Raw genomic sequence first — 962 nt, 5'->3', positions numbered from 1 at the left:
GGATGTGCGGTCGTATTACGCGCGTCGGGCGGCTGCGGGTGTGGGGCTGATCGTCACCGAGGGGACCTATGTGGGTCATGAGTCGGCGGGGCAGAGTGACCGGGTGCCGCGGTTCCATGGTGAGGAGCAGCTGGCGGGGTGGGCGAAGGTTGCCGAGGGGGTGCATGCGGCGGGCGGGACGATCGTGCCGCAGCTGTGGCATATCGGCATGGTGCGCAAGCAGGGCGATGCCCCCTTCGCCGATGCGCCCGCCGTGGGTCCTTCGGGGATTCGTGTCGACGGGACCGAGAACGCGGGCAAGGCGATGACGCGGCGGGATCTGGACGAGGTCATAGGTGCTTTTGCCGAGGCTGCGGCGGCTGCTGAGCGGATCGGTTTCGATGGGGTGGAGCTGCACGGTGCCCATGGCTATCTGCTGGATCAGTTTCTGTGGGCGCGGACGAACCGTCGCACGGATGCCTACGGTGGTGATGCGGTGGCTCGTACGACGTTCGCGGCCGAGATCGTGGCCGCGGTCCGCGAGGCCGTTTCGGCTTCCTTCCCGGTGATCTTCCGCTATTCGCAGTGGAAGCAGGAGGCCTACGACGCCAGGCTCGCGCAGACTCCTCAGGAGCTGGAGGCGATCCTGGCTCCGTTGGCCGCGGCGGGCGTCGATGCTTTCCATGCTTCCACCCGTCGCTACTGGCTGCCCGAATTCGAGGGCAGCGATCTCAATCTGGCGGGCTGGACGAAGAAGCTGACGGGTAGGCCGACCATCACCGTCGGTTCGGTCGGCCTCGACGGGGACTTCATCCGTGCCTTCGCCGGGGAGGGCGCTGCGGTCGGCAGCATCGACAACCTTCTGGACCGCCTGGAGCGCGATGAGTTCGACCTGGTGGCTGTCGGCCGTGCGTTGCTTCAGGATCCGTTGTGGGCGGCGAAGGTGCTGGGGGACCGGTTCGAGGAGCTGAAGCCGTATGACG

At 67.2% G+C, this 962-nt stretch carries 1 protein-coding gene; it reads left to right on the top strand.

Annotated elements, in window-relative coordinates:
- The coding region (locus ADL29_RS05665; RefSeq protein ID WP_053922647.1) for an NADH:flavin oxidoreductase at positions 1-962 on the top strand (962 nt) is incomplete at both ends.

The organism is Streptomyces chattanoogensis, assembly GCF_001294335.1.
Taxonomy (GTDB): Bacteria; Actinomycetota; Actinomycetes; order Streptomycetales; family Streptomycetaceae; genus Streptomyces; species Streptomyces chattanoogensis.
The sequence above is the reverse complement of the archived record's forward strand: the minus strand, read 5'-3'. Positions and strand labels throughout refer to the sequence as shown.